16 protein-coding genes and 1 pseudogene are annotated in these 17,272 nt (G+C 59.6%); 9 read left to right on the top strand and 8 right to left on the bottom strand.

Annotation, left to right across the window (positions count from 1 at the left end; translation table 11 throughout):
- A pseudogene (locus tag ACK41X_RS17745) lies at nucleotides 1–122 on the top strand (transposase); the annotation flags it as partial.
- On the opposite strand, the gene ACK41X_RS17740 reads toward ACK41X_RS17745, so the two are convergent.
- Entirely contained in the window at nucleotides 98–757 is a 660-nt protein-coding gene (locus ACK41X_RS17740; RefSeq protein WP_409726050.1) for a phenylacetate--CoA ligase family protein, read from the bottom strand. The pseudogene ACK41X_RS17745 and the gene ACK41X_RS17740 overlap by 25 nt on opposite strands.
- A 239-nt stretch (nucleotides 758–996) precedes the next feature.
- Here ACK41X_RS17740 and ACK41X_RS17735 point away from each other — a divergent pair, with 239 nt between their 5' ends.
- Nucleotides 997–3,357, top strand: a complete 2,361-nt coding sequence (locus tag ACK41X_RS17735) for a bifunctional salicylyl-CoA 5-hydroxylase/oxidoreductase (RefSeq protein ID WP_409726044.1) — start codon at nucleotides 997–999, stop codon at nucleotides 3,355–3,357.
- A gap of 503 nt (nucleotides 3,358–3,860) precedes the next feature.
- Complete coding sequence (locus ACK41X_RS17730; RefSeq protein ID WP_409726042.1) at nucleotides 3,861–4,031, top strand: AAA family ATPase; 171 nt, start codon at nucleotides 3,861–3,863, stop codon at nucleotides 4,029–4,031.
- 181 nt (nucleotides 4,032–4,212) lie between these two features.
- On the opposite strand, the gene ACK41X_RS17725 is transcribed toward ACK41X_RS17730, so the two are convergent.
- Nucleotides 4,213–4,842, bottom strand: a complete 630-nt coding sequence (locus tag ACK41X_RS17725; protein WP_409726040.1) for a hypothetical protein — start codon at nucleotides 4,840–4,842, stop codon at nucleotides 4,213–4,215.
- Here ACK41X_RS17725 and ACK41X_RS17720 point away from each other — a divergent pair.
- Nucleotides 4,841–4,981, top strand: coding sequence for a hypothetical protein (locus ACK41X_RS17720; RefSeq protein WP_409726038.1), 141 nt, complete (start codon nucleotides 4,841–4,843; stop codon nucleotides 4,979–4,981). The genes ACK41X_RS17725 and ACK41X_RS17720 overlap by 2 nt on opposite strands.
- Before the next feature lie 567 nt (nucleotides 4,982–5,548).
- On the opposite strand, the gene ACK41X_RS17715 is transcribed toward ACK41X_RS17720, so the two are convergent.
- Together ACK41X_RS17715 and ACK41X_RS17710 are read right to left on the bottom strand one after the other, a co-directional pair.
- Complete coding sequence (locus ACK41X_RS17715) at nucleotides 5,549–6,499, bottom strand: IS1595 family transposase (protein WP_409726048.1); 951 nt, start codon at nucleotides 6,497–6,499, stop codon at nucleotides 5,549–5,551.
- 277 nt (nucleotides 6,500–6,776) lie between these two features.
- A complete protein-coding gene (locus ACK41X_RS17710) occupies nucleotides 6,777–7,850 on the bottom strand; it encodes a class I SAM-dependent methyltransferase (RefSeq protein WP_409726036.1) in 1,074 nt (357 codons plus the stop codon).
- Between the two features lie 543 nt (nucleotides 7,851–8,393).
- Here ACK41X_RS17710 and ACK41X_RS17705 point away from each other — a divergent pair.
- The 4 genes from ACK41X_RS17705 (at nucleotide 8,394) to ACK41X_RS17690 (ending at nucleotide 12,764) form a co-directional block, all read left to right on the top strand.
- Nucleotides 8,394–9,857 carry a hypothetical protein gene (locus ACK41X_RS17705; protein ID WP_409726034.1) on the top strand — a complete coding sequence of 488 codons (1,464 nt, stop codon included), beginning with the start codon at nucleotides 8,394–8,396 and terminating at the stop codon, nucleotides 9,855–9,857.
- A 309-nt stretch (nucleotides 9,858–10,166) separates the two neighbouring features.
- Entirely contained in the window at nucleotides 10,167–10,694 is a 528-nt protein-coding gene (locus ACK41X_RS17700) for a hypothetical protein (protein ID WP_409726032.1), read from the top strand.
- Between the two features lie 73 nt (nucleotides 10,695–10,767).
- Nucleotides 10,768–11,799, top strand: coding sequence for a GDP-mannose 4,6-dehydratase (gene gmd, locus ACK41X_RS17695; RefSeq protein ID WP_409726030.1), 1,032 nt, complete (start codon nucleotides 10,768–10,770; stop codon nucleotides 11,797–11,799).
- A complete protein-coding gene (locus ACK41X_RS17690) occupies nucleotides 11,799–12,764 on the top strand; it encodes a GDP-L-fucose synthase family protein (RefSeq protein WP_409726028.1) in 966 nt (321 codons plus the stop codon). Before gmd ends, ACK41X_RS17690 begins: the two co-directional genes overlap by 1 nt.
- A gap of 124 nt (nucleotides 12,765–12,888) precedes the next feature.
- Here the strand turns inward: ACK41X_RS17690 and ACK41X_RS17685 are convergent, their stop codons facing one another.
- The 4 genes from ACK41X_RS17685 to ACK41X_RS17670 all read right to left on the bottom strand — a co-directional run bounded on the left by ACK41X_RS17685 (nucleotide 12,889) and on the right by ACK41X_RS17670 (nucleotide 16,519).
- Nucleotides 12,889–13,989, bottom strand: coding sequence for a polysaccharide biosynthesis/export family protein (locus ACK41X_RS17685; RefSeq protein ID WP_409726026.1), 1,101 nt, complete (start codon nucleotides 13,987–13,989; stop codon nucleotides 12,889–12,891).
- Between the two features lie 398 nt (nucleotides 13,990–14,387).
- Nucleotides 14,388–14,957 carry an SIS domain-containing protein gene (locus ACK41X_RS17680; protein ID WP_409726024.1) on the bottom strand — a complete coding sequence of 190 codons (570 nt, stop codon included), beginning with the start codon at nucleotides 14,955–14,957 and terminating at the stop codon, nucleotides 14,388–14,390.
- A gap of 18 nt (nucleotides 14,958–14,975) precedes the next feature.
- Nucleotides 14,976–15,866 (bottom strand): metal-dependent hydrolase, encoded by an 891-nt coding sequence (locus ACK41X_RS17675; protein ID WP_409726022.1) that lies wholly within the window; start codon nucleotides 15,864–15,866, stop codon nucleotides 14,976–14,978.
- Nucleotides 15,867–15,916: 50 nt separating this feature from the next.
- Nucleotides 15,917–16,519 carry a 1-acyl-sn-glycerol-3-phosphate acyltransferase gene (locus ACK41X_RS17670; protein WP_409726046.1) on the bottom strand — a complete coding sequence of 201 codons (603 nt, stop codon included), beginning with the start codon at nucleotides 16,517–16,519 and terminating at the stop codon, nucleotides 15,917–15,919.
- Between the two features lie 472 nt (nucleotides 16,520–16,991).
- Between ACK41X_RS17670 and ACK41X_RS17665 the strand changes: the two genes are divergently transcribed.
- On the top strand, nucleotides 16,992–17,272 hold a 281-nt coding region (locus ACK41X_RS17665), incomplete at its 3' end, for a 1-deoxy-D-xylulose-5-phosphate synthase N-terminal domain-containing protein (RefSeq protein ID WP_409726020.1).

Here is a 17,272-nt window from a genome sequence, read left to right as displayed (position 1 = left end):
AGCGTCTCTATAAACTGCGCTGGCAGATCGAGAGCGCCTTCAACCGGTTGAAGGACTTCAGGCGTATCGCGACACGGTACGACAGGCTGGCCCGAAACTATCTAGCCTCCGTCTGTCTTGCCACCTTTTTCACCGACGAATCGGCGAGGTCTATGCCTTTGGCTTCGGCGAGATTGGCGAGATGCAGGGCGAAGCTCGACATGCCGATGAACACGGTCGGCTTCAGCGACTCGATCAGGCCGAGTTGCGCCTCCGACGGCACCGCGTTGCCGGCGCCGACCCAGTTCATGCCGACATCGAACCAATGCGCGGCGCGCGCCCAGACTTGCCCTGCAGGGTGAATGCCGATCGGAAACGACATGTGCACGAGGTCGCCCTTGCCGATCCCGATACAAGGAAACGAGCGGCCCCATGTTAGGAGCCCGTAAGTGACGTCATCGGCGGTTCGCGGATAGAACACTGGCTTGCCGGTCGAGCCGCCGGAGCGCCAGAATTCCGCGATCTCGGAATGCGGCACCGCGCAGAATTGCTCCATGAAGCTTGCGTGATCGAAGGTGCGCAGGATGTCCTTGTCGAGGATTGGAATGGTTTGCCAGACCGACGGATCGTCGAGCCGGTCCGGATCGACGTGATCGAGCTTGCGGCGATACCAGGGCAAGTTGCGCGCGCGGTCGAAGGCGATGCGCTTGCGCTCGCTTTGGATCGTCGCGATCTCCGCGCGTGACTTCGGCATTGGCAAGGGAAGCGGCGCTGGCATGGGGTTTCCCGTAGAATGCCCGGTCGCGGCTAGTGTCGCGAAACGGAAGTTCGCTTCTATCCGAAGTGTGGGTCGTCCGAACCACCACACAAGTGTCGGCCGGTCCGAAGTCGGACGCTATCCCCCGAATGCAAAATATAGCCCATAATTGCACGCAAATCAGCCCGCGACAGCCCGGGATCATGACAGCGGCCGGATTTCCGTGAAGATTGCGGGCAGGCTCGAGGAGCGATGCACTGATGACCAAACCGCTCAAGATTTCCGTGGTCGGCGGGGGACCGGGCGGCCTCTATTTCGCGATCTTGATGAAGAAGGCCGATCCGGGTCATGCGATCACGGTCTATGAGCGCAATCGGCCCGACGACACCTTCGGTTTCGGTGTCGTGTTCTCGGACGAGACGCTGGACAACATTCAGAACGCCGACCCGGAGACCTTCGAGGCGATCGCGCGGCACTTCGTCTACTGGGGCGAGATCGACATTCACGTTCGCGGCCGGATCATCCGCTCGGACGGCCACGGCTTCTGCGGGCTCGAGCGCAAGACGCTGCTGATGCTGCTGCAGGAGCGGGCGCGCGCGCTCGGCGTCGAACTGAAATTCCAGACCGATGTGGCGGACCTCGATGCGCTGCCGCCGAGCGACCTGATCGTCGCGGCCGACGGTATCAACAGCGCCATCCGCGCGCGCTACGCCGATCATTTCAAACCGAGCTTCGACTGGCGTCAGAACAAGTTCGTCTGGTGCGGCACGACCAAGTCCTTCCCCGCATTTACCTTCGACTTCCGCGAGAACGAGCACGGTATCTGGATCCTCGGCGCCTACCAGTACAAGCCGGGCATGAGCACGCTGGTGCCGGAATGCGACGAGAAGACCTGGCTGCGCGCCGGGCTCGACAAGGCCGACGAAGCGCAGACGGTCGCCTATCTGCAGAAAACGTTCGCCGATCTGCTCGACGGCCATCCGGTGCTGAGCAACCGCTCGATCTGGCGCAATTTTCCGATGATCAAGAACGAACGCTGGTATCGCGATAATGTCGTGCTGATCGGGGACGCGCTGCACACCGCGCATTACTCGATCGGATCCGGCACCAAGCTCGCGATGGAGGATTCGATCGCGCTCGCGAGTTCGTTCGCAGTGAAGGCGAACGTACCCGATGCGCTGAACCATTACGAGAAGACCCGGCGTGAAGACGTGGAGAAGACCCAGCATGCGGCGGATGTGAGCTTGGTTTGGTTTGAGAAACCGCGCCGCTTCTGGAAGCTCGAACCAATGCAGCTCGCCTTCTCGCTCCTCTCGCGCTCGAAGCAGATCACGTACGAGAATCTCAAGCGCCGCGATCCTGCCTTCGGCGCCGAGGTCGATCGCTGGTGGGCCGGCAAGGTGCGTAGCGAATTGAATTTCGACGTGCCGACCAACAATCCGCCGCCTCCGATGTTTACGCCGTTCCGCATCGGCGCGATGACGGTGCAGAACCGCGTGGTGGTCTCGCCGATGAACATGTATTCGGCGGAGCCTGGCAACATCCCTGGCGACTTTCATCTGGTGCATCTTGGTAAGATGGCACAGGGCGGCGCGGGACTCGTGTTCGCCGAAATGACATCGGTGAGCGAGGACGCGCGTATCACGCCGGGTTGCCCCGGCATCTACTCGCAGGAGCAGGTGAAGGCGTGGACCCGCATCTGCGATTTCGTCCATGCGAATAGCGCGGCGAAGTTCTGCCTTCAGATCGGGCATGCCGGCCGCAAGGGCTCGACCCGGCGCGGCTGGGAAGGGATGGACCTGCCACTTAGCGAGGGCAATTGGCCGGTGGTGTCAGCCTCCGCGCTGAAATATCGTCCCGACGGCCACTTACCGACCGAGATCACGCGCGCCGAGATGACTGAGGTGCGCCAGTCGTTCGTCGATGCCACGAAGAACGCACACATCGCCGGCTTCGACATGATCGAGCTCCACATGGCGCACGGCTACCTGCTGTCGAGCTTCATCTCGCCGCTGACCAATCAGCGCCACGACGACTATGGTGGCGGTCTCGCCAACCGCATGCGCTATCCGCTGGAAGTGTTCGATGCGGTGCGGGAGGCCTGGCCCGCGGACAAGCCGATGTCGGTTCGCATTTCCGCGACCGACTGGGTGCCCGGGCGCGGCCTCGATATCGATGATGCGATCGAGATAGCGAAGATGCTGAAGGCGTGCGGGCTCGACATCATCGACGTGTCGGCCGGTCAGACCTCGTCGGAGGCGAAGCCCGTCTATGGCCGCATGTTCCAGACGCCGTTCTCGGACGCGATCCGCAGCGAAGCCGAACTGCCGACGATTGCGGTCGGCAATATCACGACAGCAGACCAGATCAACACCATCGTCGCGGCGGGACGTGCGGACCTCGTGGCGCTTGCGCGCCCGCACCTCATCAACCCGAACTTTACGCTGGCGGCGTCGGCCCATTATGGTTGGGAAATGCAGACATGGCCGAATCCGTATCTTGCCGGCAAGGATCAGGCGTTCCGGCTGGCAGAACGCGATAAAGCAGAGTTGGCTCAACTTCGTGAGCAGGCGCGCGCGTCGATCACGCAACGCCGGACGGCGTTCCTTGCATCAAAGTGATTCACGTGCCGCTGCGCTGAGATCTCGGCTGCCCATTTAGCCTAGATGATACTAGCCGACGCCACCAGGACGTCTCTGGCTGCACTTCGTTCGGATGCTCGATGAAGGCATCATGGCTTGAAGCGGCGGTCACCTTGAGGTCGCTGATTAGCTCGCAGCGATTGAGTTTGGGCTCACGCGGCTCTCAAACCGGCGCATCAGCAGCCGAGATGTGGAAAAGCGCCAATGCAAATCTGGGCACCCGAAGGCCACATGACAGACCAGTACGCGCTTAACTTGACCACCTTGATTGAACGATTGACCGAATATGCAGCCAAGGCTGGTTATGGGTATCGGCCGCGATAAAGAAGGCACGACGGAGCACGGAAGCGGGTCTTTCGAATCACTGCGGCTGGAATATTTGCGGCACGGACTTTTTCGTATCTACATTGTCCCCCAAAATCGAAAACAGGAGATAGTGGCATGCGGACTGGAGCGTGTGGCCTCCCAACGGGAGGCCGCCAATGAAAAGGATCGTGCTGCTCGTGGGCCCGAAGGGGTCCGGCAAAAGTTATATCGGAACCGAGCTCGCGCGACAGTTTCTTGTACGATTTGTCCGGATCGAAGCCGTGTGGCAGGACATTCAGCACGAAAGCGCAACGAACAGAAACTATTCCTGGCCTCGTGAGACATAGCGCGCCGGTGCGCAACCCTTATTGACCCATTGCGAAAGCCTAGGTTTATTTTCCCAATTATCCGGTTGATACCACAAGGACTAGTCCTAGTAAATGGCCGACAGGCCGGTGCGATCCGAGGCTGAATCCTCGGAAACTGAGATCGAAGTGACGCCTGAGATGATCCGGGCGGGTGCTGAGGCTATTGAGGAATGCGTTGGCGGTTGCGATCTTGGTGGCCACTTCTCTGCCTCACGGTTGGCAGGAGAGGTCTTTCTGGCCATGGCCCGAGTACAAAACCCAAGCGCTCGTGTGCTAATGCCACTGCCATAGATGCCGCGAATTTTCTAAGGGCAGTAAAGTAACCCTCGTACCATTCGAATTCGGCCAATATGTCCTTTTCGCTAAGTTTCTCGGCGTTGGGATTCTGGAGGAGCGTGAACGGTAGGATTTCACTTCCCCCGTCCTCGCTTGGGAGGGCAAAAATCGGTGCGTGTACTGCGCTATTGCGGCTGTCGGCGAGTGCGTTCACTTTTTTTAGTAGCCATTCAATATCAACTTTAGCTTTTGGAAATGTTTGGCCAAAGCCCTCATCGGAGGCCCGTGTTTTCAAGGCCGCCTCAAGGAGGTCGCGTTGGGTACGATCACTTTTAAGCGCATGCCAAATGCCCATACCCATCATGTCGGCTAGGCCTGAGATTTCGCAGAACAATACGCCAAGGTTTTCTTGCATATGGTTCCAAGCGTGAGCAACTTTACCCAATGCTAGGTGGTAGGCTTCAAGGGCCTTCTGTGATTTTTCGTTTTCCTTTTTGTTTGGAAGCTTAGCCATGGCTAGAACACCCAGGGACGACAAATTCAGCGAAGCGGAAACTCAGAAGCGCTTTGAGGCAGCATTGCGCGGCGCGCGGGTAGCTGGCGCGAAGCACAAGCCCGCGCCGAAAAAGGTTAAAAAGCGCAAGAAAACTTGAGAACTACGTTTGATGCGCTTACTGTGATTGGACCGCGAATCAAGGGGACTGAGCGCGGCTATCAGGATGAAATTTCGCGATCCACAATCGCAACTGGTTCTGGCCTGAAAGGGTTGGAAGGGTGGAGAAGCCGGGGTGCCTTCCCGACTTCTCCGTTCTCACGTCACTGAGACGGGGTCTGCTTGGCCTTTACGGCTTTCGCCTTAACGGTTGGGCAGACTCCGACAGTGGGCACGAACGTGCTCCACCTTACCGAAACGTACCCGAACATAATCGGTCACGAATACCGGCTGGTGGACGGGACAAGCCTGCATTGGCGTGTTCTCCAGTGAGGACTGAGCCTCACGTCTCCGGCCGCACCATTGCGCCGTGCCAAAAACAGCGCGTCAGTGAGAGCGGGGAAAACCAGTCAATCTGGGCTGGTCAACGGACGAATATACACGCCGTTTTTTGATTCGAGAGTCCTGCTTATCCACAGCTACCGAACCCAAATGCGCTTTCACTTTGCGCTTTGGTTTTGGGTTCTTCTTTCGCCAGCGGTTAAAGCGGCCAGCCTGTCGGCTGAAATCAGGCTTTGTCAGGCCCCCGATACGTGAGGCGCTTGCCGGAAGCACCTTTCACGGCAAGAGCAGCACGTTCGCCATCGTTAAAGCCAAGCTTGGTACGGTGATTGAAACGGAAATCGTATTCGGCGAGATAGCGATGCAGATGCTTTTCGCCGCAATGCTGGTAGACGCCGCGCATACCGCGCTTGAAGATTGAGAAATAGCCTTCGACGGTGTTGGTCGTTACGTCGCCGCGAGCGTATTCCTTCGCGGCGTGATTGATTGTCTCGTGCGCAACAAATTCTGCACCGACTTTCACATAGAGGCGGCTTTCGTCGGTATGCAGGCGCGTCTCGCGTTCAATGTTCTCGCGAACGATCTTTGCGACAGTCTCACCGTCAGCCGTCGCGGGATGAAATGAGCGAACGCGACCGCCGCGCTCGACAAGGGACACGATAGCGCGCTTGCCGCTCGGACCGGTCTTGCCCTTCTTGGTGAACGGGCGACCGCTAGTCGTCTTGGTCGGGCGCTTGGCTTCGGGAACGTTGCCGAAATAGGTTTCGTCGGCTTCCACAATGCCGCCGCCACCACCAAGCGGTGCAAGGCCCCCATCGCGCATTGCTTCGCGGATGCGGTGGCACATGAACCAAGCGGCTTCATAGCCGATGTCGAGAGTGCGATGCAGTTGATGGGCGCTAATGCCCTTCTTGCTGGAGCACATCAAATGGAAGGCTTGGAGCCACTTATGCAGGGCGATCTTGCTGCGCTCCATGACGGTGCGCATGGTGACAGTGAAGTCCTTACGGCATTCGGCTTCGGCACAACGGAACACGCCGGGCTTCTTGGTCGCATAGGCATGGTTCACCACGCCGCAGTGCGGGCAGATCGGGCCTTCGGGCCAGAGGATGGTTTGCAGGTATTCGCGGGCGGCGTTGTCGTCCCGGAAATGCGCTGCGGAGAAGATGTCAGTCATGGCCCAAGCCCCGTTTGATGCTGCAAATACAGCATATGTGGCTTGTGGTATCAACCGGATAATTGGGTTTATTTTCCTTTTTTGGATAGCCTTTTTACTGAAAATTTGGCAGAACAAAGCCAGTTTCACATTGATTTTCAAGGCTTTGCTGGTCACACGACCCGACCTCATGAAGCGGGCGAGTCCTGACAATTATCGTGCCCCGCATGCCGAACTCTTTGCTGGAGGCGTCCGATAGACGATTAATGCGCCACGCACATGCAGCAGGTCTGCCGCCCTAGCGGCGACGGAACATGACGATGTCGTGTCCCGCCATGAAGGCGTTTGACGAACCGGCCAAGATTTCGACAGCCTCGAACAATGGGAATGCACCGACCACGTAGCTCTGGGTCATGAAGGTTGCATAGTCGTTCGAGCCCGAGGATGTGCGCCGCGGGTCGGAGTGCAGGTGCGTATAGATCCCGGTGGCCTTGAGTTGCTCGGGTCCAGTGTCGGAAATGCGCGCTACAACATCGTCGAAACCGGCGCCATGGAACGAGAGCAGGAGATGGCCGCCGGGGCGGATGATCCGCGCCAGCTCTTTTGACCATAACGAAATGTCTGCGGGCTCCAGATGGGTAAACACGGAGGCCGCATACGCAAAGTCGATTTCACCGGATTGAATTCCTTCCAGCGGCGGACGGAATTTCGAAACAAATGTTCTCGCAAACGGGATCTGTGCCTGACAAAAGGCGATCAGTCTTGGATTGATATCGCATCCAATCAGGCGCGCCTGAGCCGGAAGAACATGTTCCCACCCCGCCAGAACCCGACCGCAACCGCAGCCGAAATCGAGGATCGTTCTCAACGAAGAAACGTCTACGCCGGCCGCCTGGAGGCGCTCGAGCAGAAAGTCGACCGCCGGTCTGCGGCTTACCGCAAACGCCTGCGGATCGCGATGCCCCACGACCAGAAAGATCAGATCGCGTGGCGGTACCGCGGTCGATAGACCGTCATTGAGCGAGGCTGGATCGAACGGGGGTTCGGCCGGAACACGGCCGGGAGACTTGGCAACGTTTTGGCCAAAGCGGTCGGTAACGGCGACCTGTGCACCCTCCCGCAACGGAGGATCGAATACATAGTTGAACCCGAGTTGTACGGGTCTGCGATAAATTTTCCTTAGATCCGATCGCACCATGCCCGGAACGATCCGGTCCAGGACTTTGCCATCGACAACGATGCTCAGACGCGGCGCCCGTCCACCCGGCCGAGCCGCCCATCCGCTGACGTGGTAACGATCCAGACGATCGACATGCCCTTCCAGCGCCCACAGCCTACAAAGCCGACGCAACATACTGAACGACAACCCCATCGAACAAGCGATTTTTGTCCGCGTTCAATATCACGAAGGGACAATCGTTTCAAAATAGGCCGCCGCCCGCGCAAAATGCCCACTCCACGTCACCGACGGTCACTTTTGCGCAATCGGCGTGGAAAGCTGGAACATGCGGCCGGTCGGTGCTTTATCGTCGGTCGACGATCCCGCCGGCGAAAGAGAACCAAGAAGTACTCATGACGACACAGCTAAAGGAACAGCCCTTGGCCCCCGCCCGGAGCACGAACGGCCCGACATGCGCGAACTCGCACCTCGCCTGGCTCCCTCGCTTTCTCCGGCCAAGAGCGTTCGCCACATCGAATGTGCAAGCGAGCCGCCGGAAGAGGCGCTGAGAAACTCGGCTGCCTGCTGATAGGATGATCAACACTGGCGCGCCGCCGGTGTCGGTGAGTTTGACCATCAGGCCACAAACCCGCTATCCGCTGGTGCAAATGTCAATAATGTCGAGATTATTGAGCACTCGAAGTCTCTTCGATTTGCCTTTTTCAGACCTTGGTCTATTGACGGCTTGATGAAAGGGTGCCGACCGAGGTTTTCCTGACCGTTCTCTCTCCGATATTCGCCCGATGGCGACTTCGATGGTTGCAGTGGCGTTACAATCGGCGGGCAACTCTCGCTGCGATCGAGCCATTCTTTGACCTCGACTGGTACCTATCCGGCAATGCCGATGTGAAGGCCGCGGGGGTTGATCCCCTGGTCCACTATGTCGAGTTTGGGTGCCGCGAGGGCCGCGATCCGCATCCGCTGTTCGATACTGCGTGGTACCTGTCGACTTACCACGATGCGGGACCGTCCGGTCTGAATCCGCTGGTTCACTATCTGCATGTCGGCGCGCAACAGGGCTACGATCACTCGCCGCTTTTCGATACCCGCTGGTACGCGAGGCAAAATCCTGACGCACGCGGCTGGAATCCGTTGCTACACTTCATCAGATGCGGAAACGCCCAAGGCCGCGACCCGCATCCGTTGTTCCGGTCGCGCACCTATGCCAGTTCCAATCCGCGGGTACAGGCTGCCGGTCCTCCCGGCGTAATCGAGCTTTTGTCGAACGCCGCACAAGACGGCTGGCGAGTGATCGGCGTGGACCAAGGCTTTGCACCCTTGCTCGCGCTTTGCATGCGCCACAAGAACGGCGCCGAAGATGCATGGTTTTTCGATCAGGAGAGGCGACGGCTGCCGGAGGATCTTTCGGGCTGGCCCGTGGACGCGCTCGGCATCCTTGACCTCCGTCGGCCGACCGCCCGCGAAATTTGGCACGGGGTGGTCTGCGCGGTACGGCCGCAGCTTACGGAAACAGCAAGAACCATCACGACGAACAGCGCTCTGTTCCGCTACGCCGACCTGTTGCTTTCAAATTGTTTGCGCCGTTGGGCGGACGAACTGGCTCTGACCCCGCGGGAGATTGATGTAACCGGCATTGCCGGCACGGTGCCCATAGGCGATCATATCCTGCGCGCAGATCTTGTTCGGGAGCTTCTGACAACGGACGACAAAGCATCGCTCCATGTCGAAAGAGCGCTGACCAGCGGTGAATTCACCTGCCGCTCGCCGGTTGACGGACGGATCTTGAAGAATGAGGGGAGCCTTGTGCTCACCTCCCAGCTCTTTGCCTATCGCTTTGTCGACGAGACCCACTCGCTTGTCTTCTACTTGATCTCTCCGGTCCTTGGATGGGCGCAGGTGTGTGCCTTGTATCTACCCAGTGAGCGCGCGATCATTTTCGCGCCCGGCTGGGATGGTCTGGCCATCCAGAGACTTTTTGGAACTCCGGTCCATCTGCTCGTGGCTCGCCATGCGCTCTCCCATGCAGCCGACATTGAACAATATCTCCAGACGCCGCAGCCGCGAGCAAACGCGCTCGTGTTCGTCCATCACAATATCGCCCATCACCTCTGGAACGATCTTGGTGAACTTGACCGTCTTTCATCGCTTCGATCGCAGACGCCTGAAATCATCCTGCTCGATGGCGCCAGAAACGAGTAGTTCGGTCCGCTCGACCGGCTGTTTCCGGAGTTTGAGGGGCGCATTGAACGCGGACTACGCGCAACAACCCTGGCGCGGCACATTTACCGCTCCAGCCTTTGCCTTTTCGGGCCGATCAACAAATACATTACGTCACGCCTGCGATCCCGGGTTCTGGGCCTGAACGAGTCACTGGCAGCAGGCGTGACGAGCGGCCTAGGGCAAGACCCTGTCGACAAACGCCGTCCGGTTGTCGTGATTGGATTGCGAGCGCACAATCGGACTCTGGTCGATTTTGCAGAGGCCAGTGCTGAGATTGCACGATTTTTTGTGAGCGAGTTCGGGCACGTCATCATCGTGTTCGACGGATGCAACGATAACGCCGGTGCCGATTATATCGACGCTGAGAAGCGGATCGTCACACAGTTTCTGCAAATTACACCGGATTCCCGTGTCAAAGTAATCGATCTGATCGGGCGTCCAATGGCGGAGAGCCTGATCTGGATTGCACAGGCCGATCTGTTCATATCGGTCTATGGCGCCGGCTTGACCAAGTATCGCTGGATTTGCAACAAACCCGGACTAGCTCTGACCGGCCGCTGGAATCTCCTGCACCGCGGCGACCTGCGCATCTACCACGATCCGGAATTCATGGAAGACCCGGCGCCGATGCTGATGCCGGATCCGCAAGACGTCGAGGACGTGCCGGACGCCAAGCTGCTGCGCCATGACATTCTGCACCCAGAGGCGTCCCAGATGAATTTCCGGATGAACACGGAAGCCGTGCTCCGGCATCTGCGAAAACTCCTGAAGCATCAGGTCCCCCACTCCGCTGATCGGCGCAACAACCCGCGTTAGCCAAGCGCCAGCCCGCCGGTTGCGGCGCGCCAAATAGCGCGATATGCAACAAGCTTAACCGCAATCGGATGCAATGACGAAAACCGCCCTCATTCTCGGCGTCACCGGTCAGGACGGCGCCTATCTGTCCGAGTTCTTGCTCGCCAAAGGCTATGTGGTGCACGGCGTCAAGCGCCGCTCGTCCTCGCTGAACACGCAGCGCGTGGACCACCTCTACGAGGATCCGCATTTCGGCCACACCAATTTTTTCCTTCACTATGGCGACCTCACCGACGCCACCAATCTGATCCGTCTGATCCAGGAGACACAGCCGTCCGAGATTTACAATCTGGGGGCCCAGAGCCATGTACAGGTGTCGTTCGAAACCCCGGAATACACGGCCAATGCCGACGCCCTGGGACCATTGCGCCTGCTTGAGGCCATCCGCATCCTGCGAATGGAAGACCGGGTCCGCTTCTACCAGGCGTCCACCTCGGAGCTTTACGGCAACAGCCCTGCCCCGCAGAACGAACTGACCCCATTCGCGCCACGCAGCCCCTATGCGGCGGCAAAGCTTTACGCCTACTGGATGACGGTGAATTACCGCGAAGGCTACGGCATGTTCGCGAGCAACGGTATCCTGTTCAACCACGAAAGTCCGATCCGCGGCGAGACATTCGTCACACGCAAGGTGACGCGCGCGGTGGCCGCCATTCATGCCAGAAAACAGGACAGGCTCTATATCGGCAATTTGGAAGCGCGGCGCGACTGGGGTCACGCCAAGGACTATGTCGAAGGCATGTGGATGATCCTCCAGCACCATAAGCCGGACGATTTCGTGCTGGCCACAGGTGAAGCGCATTCCGTGCGCGAGCTGATCGAAAAGGCGTTCGCGGCGGTCGGGCGCACGCTGGTCTGGAAGGGCGAGGCGCAGGACGAGGTCGGTCTCGATGCAAAAACCGGCGCCGTCCTGGTTGCGATCGATCCACGCTACTTCCGGCCGACCGAGGTCAATAACCTCCTCGGCGACTGCAGCAAGGCGCGGCGCGACCTCGGTTGGGCGCACCGTATCACTTTCGACCAGCTTATCACGGAAATGGTCGAGGCCGACCTCAGGCTTATCTGATGATGCCGCCGCTCGACTACAGCCTGCAAGGCAAGCGGATCTTTGTCGCCGGTCATCGTGGCCTCGTCGGCTCTGCGCTGGTCCGGCGGCTGCAGGGCGAGGATTGCCAGATTCTTGTAGCGGGCCGGGCGGAGCTCGACCTGCTGCGCCAGGACGCCGTCGAGCGCTGGATGGCGCAGCACAGGCCCCAAGCGGTCTTCATCGCGGCCGCAACGGTGGGCGGCATCCTCGCCAATGACCGGAGACCGGCGGAGTTTCTCTACGACAATCTGGTCATTGAAACCAATCTGATCGACGCCGCACATCGAAATGGCGTCGAAAAGCTGATGTTCCTCGGCTCGTCCTGCATCTATCCGCGGCTTGCGCCGCAGCCGATGCGCGAAGACGCGCTGCTCACCGGGCCGCTGGAACCGACCAATCAATGGTACGCGATCGCCAAGATCGCCGGCATCATGCTGTGCCAAGCCTATCGCCGCCAGTATGGCGCGAATTTCATCGCAGCGATGCCGACCAACCTTTACGGCCAGGGCGACAATTTCGACCTGCAGTCGAGCCACGTCATTCCGGCGCTGATCGCGAAGGCCCATGCGGTCAAGTCCGGCCAGGCGAAGGAGTTGATCGTCTGGGGCTCCGGCGCGCCGCTTCGCGAATTCATGTATGTCGACGATCTGGCCGACGCTCTGGTGTTTTTGATGAAACACTACAACGAAGAGGATCATATCAATGTCGGTGTGGCCGAGGAGGTCACCATCGGAGAGCTTGCGACCGAGATCGCGCGTGCTGTGGGCGTCGAGGCCTCGCTTCGCTTCGATCCAAGCAAACCGGACGGCGCGCCTCGCAAGCTCATGGATTCGCGACGCCTATTCGCGATGGGTTGGCGGCCGAAAACGAGCCTCGCCGATGGCCTGCGCAAGACTTATGCCTGGTATGTGAGCAACATTGCCAACCCAGCCGCGCAAAAATAGAAGAGCCCTTTGCTGGCGAGGCTCGGTGCGAGCTGGACAATCACTGCAAGGCACGGGACTTATAAAGAATATCGCGACCAGAGGATGACGGCGCGTTGCGCCAGGTAGCGTCTCTTGAGGGTGCCTACCTGACAACGCCGTAGACAGCCGCACCCTGTAGCACCGGCGCCGTGATGGTTCCAATCACCGACAGAAATTTTTGGACCTCAGTCAGCGGCGCGTTGGCGACATAGAGAATGTCCTTGTCGCGCATCGGGAAGGCGCGCGCCATGAAGTACGAATTGGCATTGCGCAGATTGAGGCGATAGACCACAGGCACGTAGTTCGTGGCGATCTGCTCCTTGCGCTCAGGCAACATTTCGGCAACCAGCGAGGCCGGTTCGAAGCGCAAGAGGAACACACCGGTGGAATCTGCCCGGAAGTCGAGAAGACCCCCTGCCCTGGCCAGCGCCTGTTCCAGCGTCATGCCCGCAGCGTCGAACTGGATCAATTCGTTGCGGCCGGTGCCGCCGAAAGCGGTGAAACGCTGCGGCTCTCGCACGACCGTCAGCACGTCTCCGGGTCGCACGTAGACATTTTCGCGCGCATCGGCGAGCAGGATATTGAACGGTACGTTGGCGCTCTTCTCACCACGCGTCAGCCGTACGAAAACCTCGTGGCCCGGTGCCCGCAATCCGCCAGCTGCAGCGATAACGTCGAGCACGCGGTCGCCCTTGACGCTGACCGGCGCCAGCATGCCGTTGGTGACTTCGCCCGTCACGGTGACGGTATTGTTCCGGTTTCTTGTGATGGTCACGACTGCCTGTGGCTCGATCGCCTTGCCGCGGAGGGAATCGACGATCAGACTTTCCGCCTCGGCCGGACGCAGACCAGCGATCTTCAGTCGCCCGGCATAGGGCACCTGGATTGTTCCGTTCTGCGAAACTTCTTGTTCCGGAATCGTAGCGGTTCGCGAGCCTGGACTGGTGCGGTCGATGCTCGCGGACGAAAACAGCCCGCCGGAACCCGCCTCCCAGATTGTCACCGTCACGGCATCGCCGCTGCCAATGCGCACATCGGGCGGACGCCGGCTGTCACGAAACATGCCGTAGAGGGTGGGAGCCTGCCGTTTGGCGACGATCGCGGCAATGCGCTCGTCGATGTCCACCACGACATAACCGCTGATGATTCCGGTATTGCTTTCGTTGGAAACGATCTCAGACGCGGTTGGGCCGGCTGAGGGCACAGTTCCGCACCCCGTTACCAAAACGGCGCACAGGCAAACAAGTCCCCAACTCAAATGCCGTTTGGGCACTCAAGATCCCCCGAATTTCCACGGGACAGGCTAGCCCGAAACAGTGCGAAGAAACAGCCGCGATGACATATCAAGAGTTGCCGTTGCCAAATTGCAACAACGAGGACCGCCATGCCTGTTAAGCTTAATATATTGAAAAATCTAAATTTTTCTCACGACGGCAGTCCTGCCCGGTCGTCACGACTTGCGAGCGCGGAGAAATCCGCCAACAGGCTTAAGCAATCCCTACCGATTTGGATCCTGGATCGTCCAAAGCGGCAGCGAATCGGGTTCGATCGCCCTCGCCATTGGCCAAGGCTCCGCCTCAAAACGCCATTCCTGAGGGCAGTCTAAGCACGATCCGCCAGCCGGCGCTCGGCGGCCCCGCAGATTGCATGGCCAATCGCGATATGCATTTCCTGGATATGGTTCGTCTGCTCCGACGGCACGCAGATGCAAAGGTCGCATAGCTGCCGCATCCGGCCGCCTGACCGGCCGGTCAATCCGATGGTCGGAATCCCTTTCTCGCGGGCGGCCTCAATAGCACGCAGGACATTGGCACTGTTGCCGCTGGTCGAAATTGCGACCAGCACGTCGCCCTCCCGGCCGAGCGCACGAAGCTGGCGTGCGAACACCTGGTCGAAGGTATAATCGTTCGCAATCGCGGTTAGCGCCGACGTGTCGACGGTCAGCGCCAGCCCCGGTAAGGGCGCGCGTTCGATCAGATAGCGCCCCACCAGTTCTGCGGCGAGATGCTGCGCATCGGCGGCCGAACCGCCATTGCCACAGAACATGATCTTGTTGCCGCGCACGAGCGCCGCATAAACCGCTTCGATCGCGCGCTGCACCACGTCGTCAAGATCGGCCAGCGCCTCAAAATTGCGTGCCGCGGTCAGGCAATAGCTGCGAAAATCGGACATTCAATCCTACTCGCGATATCAGGCTTCCGCCGGCGTTGCGTCGCGGATCGGTGCGTAATCCCGGTAGCGGCGCTTCCACTCGTCGATCAGCGCGGAGTCGTCCGTATTCCAAGGATGGAACGAGGGCCGGTAATAGTCGAAATACAATTGTAGCGGAACGATCTCGCGCAAGATTTGCGTCAGACCTTGGGAAGGCCTCGCATCCTTCGCCTCGCTGTGGTCAGAACCAGGTGCAGCCTCACCGCGTTCCTTGCGGCTCTGTTTCAAAGAGCGTACGGACAAGAATATCGAATAGCTGAACAGCACGGTGGCCGCCATCATGGCGGCGATGCGGTGCAGATAGCTTAAAACACCGCTGCCGCAGACCTCCCGGTAGACATCGAAGCACACCGCTTTGTGCTCGGCCTCCTCGACGGCATGCCACAACCACATGGCCGCAAGCGCCGGATCTGCCTTTTCGATAAAGGGGCCCTGCCAGCGCAGAAGATTATGCGAGAGGATGGCGGTGAAGTGTTCCAGCGCACAGGTGAACGCGAGCTGCGAGGCCCGCGGCGCATATTTTGAAACACGCGCCAGCGAACGGGCAACCGCTTCCTCGATTTCGGGACCGCGCGTGAACGTTTCTGCCAGCCGCGCATTGGCGCGCGCATGTTCCTTGCTGTGCATGGCCTCCTGGAATACGAATGCCTTTACCTGTTCCTTGAGTTGAGGATCTGCAATGCGGTCCTGATAATTCTGGACGGAGCGGATAAAGAAGCGTTCTCCCGGCGGAAATACGAAAGAAACCGCGTTCAGGACATCCTCGATGTCCTTCTCGGAAGCGAGCCAGCCGCACGTCGTTGCGGAATCGAACGGGATGTTGACGCGCCGCCGGACGATTGGAACAGGAGACGGGATCGGCATCGGCATTTCTCTACTCTGGATCGCAGGCCCGGGCAACCACAGGACTCTCCGTTTGGTCAGGCTGCTTGTCCGGCGAGCGCATAGGTCCGGCTCCGCAAAAATGCGATTGCGGCCTCGTCGGTCGCAAATCCGGTCAACTGGTCCGCTTCAATCAGCGGGCCAAGCGTCGCACGCAGCGTAAAGCCGCGCTTGTTATTGACCTCGCGGATCAAAAGTGACTGGTGCAAACGCGGCAATGCAAGCGCGGCAAGCTGGAAAGCCGGTCCGTTGTGCCCTTCGAAATAAACCGGCAGCACCTGCGCTTTGGTGCGCCTGGCCAGTCGCGCAACATGCGGATTCCACGGCGGATCGACCACCGCACCGGCTGAAAAGAAATAGCGCGCAACCTGACCCGACGGAAAGACCAGCAATGCCCCGCCGCGTCCGAGCAATTCCAGCGCCTTGCGAAAGCCCTGCACATTGAGTTTGCGGTTCTCCGGCAGCCGCAGCGGATCGACATAAATGCCGCGGTCTTCAGTGCCTGGCAGCTGGGCGACCATATGCCAAACCATAACCGTGACATCCGTCCTCCTGGACAGGAGCATGGCGTCAAGCGCAAGCCCCTCGACCAGACCATAGGGATGGTTGGAGACCACAATCAGCGGTCCATGCGACGGCACAGACGACAACGGCAATCCCCGCCACTCGGTGCCAATTGATAGCGCACTGAGCAGTTGCGCCGAAAACGTTTCGGGGGTCGCTGCTAGGTCGCGGCACAGGCTGTATAGCTGATCGATTCCGAGAAATCTCTCGACCGCCTTCGCCACATGGCGCTCGATTGACTGCCGAAGTCCTCGCATCCTTCGCAAACCCGCGGGCCGCAATGCCGGGCCAATCCCTTAGGCATTGCCGGGGATGCCGTCCATAGGTGCTTCGGCGGGCGCTTTAGCGCTGGACCGTCCCAGTCACGCTTGATGCCGCACAGTGCCAATGCCAGTGGCGGTCGGCCGCAGGCCGCCGTGAAAACCCTGGCAAGGAGCCCAAATCGCGTCCATCGGACAAATTGCCCCCGGCGTAGGCAGACGCTATAGGCATCGGCAGACGCGACACTAGATTTCAGGGGTGAGAGCCCCGCAAAATCAGGGAAGTCCGGTGCCCGACACCCCGAAATCAGCCTCCAATCCCGCCTCGAAGACACCCCTCCTCGACCGGGTCAAAATCCCGGCCGATCTGCGCGCCCTGCCACAATCCGATCTGCCGCAGCTTGCCGAGGAGCTCCGCACGGAAATGATCGATGCGGTCGCCGTTACCGGCGGGCATTTGGGCGCGGGGCTTGGCGTCGTCGAACTCACCGTTGCGCTGCATTACGTTTTCGATACCCCCGACGACCGGCTGATCTGGGACGTCGGTCACCAGTCCTATCCGCACAAGAT

It is taken from the genome of Pseudorhodoplanes sp. (assembly GCF_046289595.1).
GTDB lineage: Bacteria > Pseudomonadota > Alphaproteobacteria > Rhizobiales > Xanthobacteraceae > Pseudorhodoplanes.
The sequence above is the reverse complement of the archived record's forward strand: the minus strand, read 5'-3'. Positions and strand labels throughout refer to the sequence as shown.

Excerpts from the sequence above, each read along its gene's own strand:
- ACK41X_RS17740 (WP_409726050.1), bottom strand. The coding sequence starts at position 757 with ATGCCAGCGCCGCTTCCCTTGCCAATGCCGAAGTCACGCGCGGAGATC.
- ACK41X_RS17735 (WP_409726044.1), top strand. The coding sequence starts at position 997 with ATGACCAAACCGCTCAAGATTTCCGTGGTCGGCGGGGGACCGGGCGGC.
- ACK41X_RS17730 (WP_409726042.1), top strand. The coding sequence starts at position 3,861 with ATGAAAAGGATCGTGCTGCTCGTGGGCCCGAAGGGGTCCGGCAAAAGT.
- ACK41X_RS17720 (WP_409726038.1), top strand. The coding sequence starts at position 4,841 with ATGGCTAGAACACCCAGGGACGACAAATTCAGCGAAGCGGAAACTCAG.
- ACK41X_RS17725 (WP_409726040.1), bottom strand. The coding sequence starts at position 4,842 with ATGGCTAAGCTTCCAAACAAAAAGGAAAACGAAAAATCACAGAAGGCC.
- ACK41X_RS17715 (WP_409726048.1), bottom strand. The coding sequence starts at position 6,499 with ATGACTGACATCTTCTCCGCAGCGCATTTCCGGGACGACAACGCCGCC.
- ACK41X_RS17710 (WP_409726036.1), bottom strand. The coding sequence starts at position 7,850 with ATGGGGTTGTCGTTCAGTATGTTGCGTCGGCTTTGTAGGCTGTGGGCG.
- gmd (WP_409726030.1), top strand. The coding sequence starts at position 10,768 with ATGACGAAAACCGCCCTCATTCTCGGCGTCACCGGTCAGGACGGCGCC.
- ACK41X_RS17690 (WP_409726028.1), top strand. The coding sequence starts at position 11,799 with ATGATGCCGCCGCTCGACTACAGCCTGCAAGGCAAGCGGATCTTTGTC.
- ACK41X_RS17680 (WP_409726024.1), bottom strand. The coding sequence starts at position 14,957 with ATGTCCGATTTTCGCAGCTATTGCCTGACCGCGGCACGCAATTTTGAG.
- ACK41X_RS17675 (WP_409726022.1), bottom strand. The coding sequence starts at position 15,866 with ATGCCGATGCCGATCCCGTCTCCTGTTCCAATCGTCCGGCGGCGCGTC.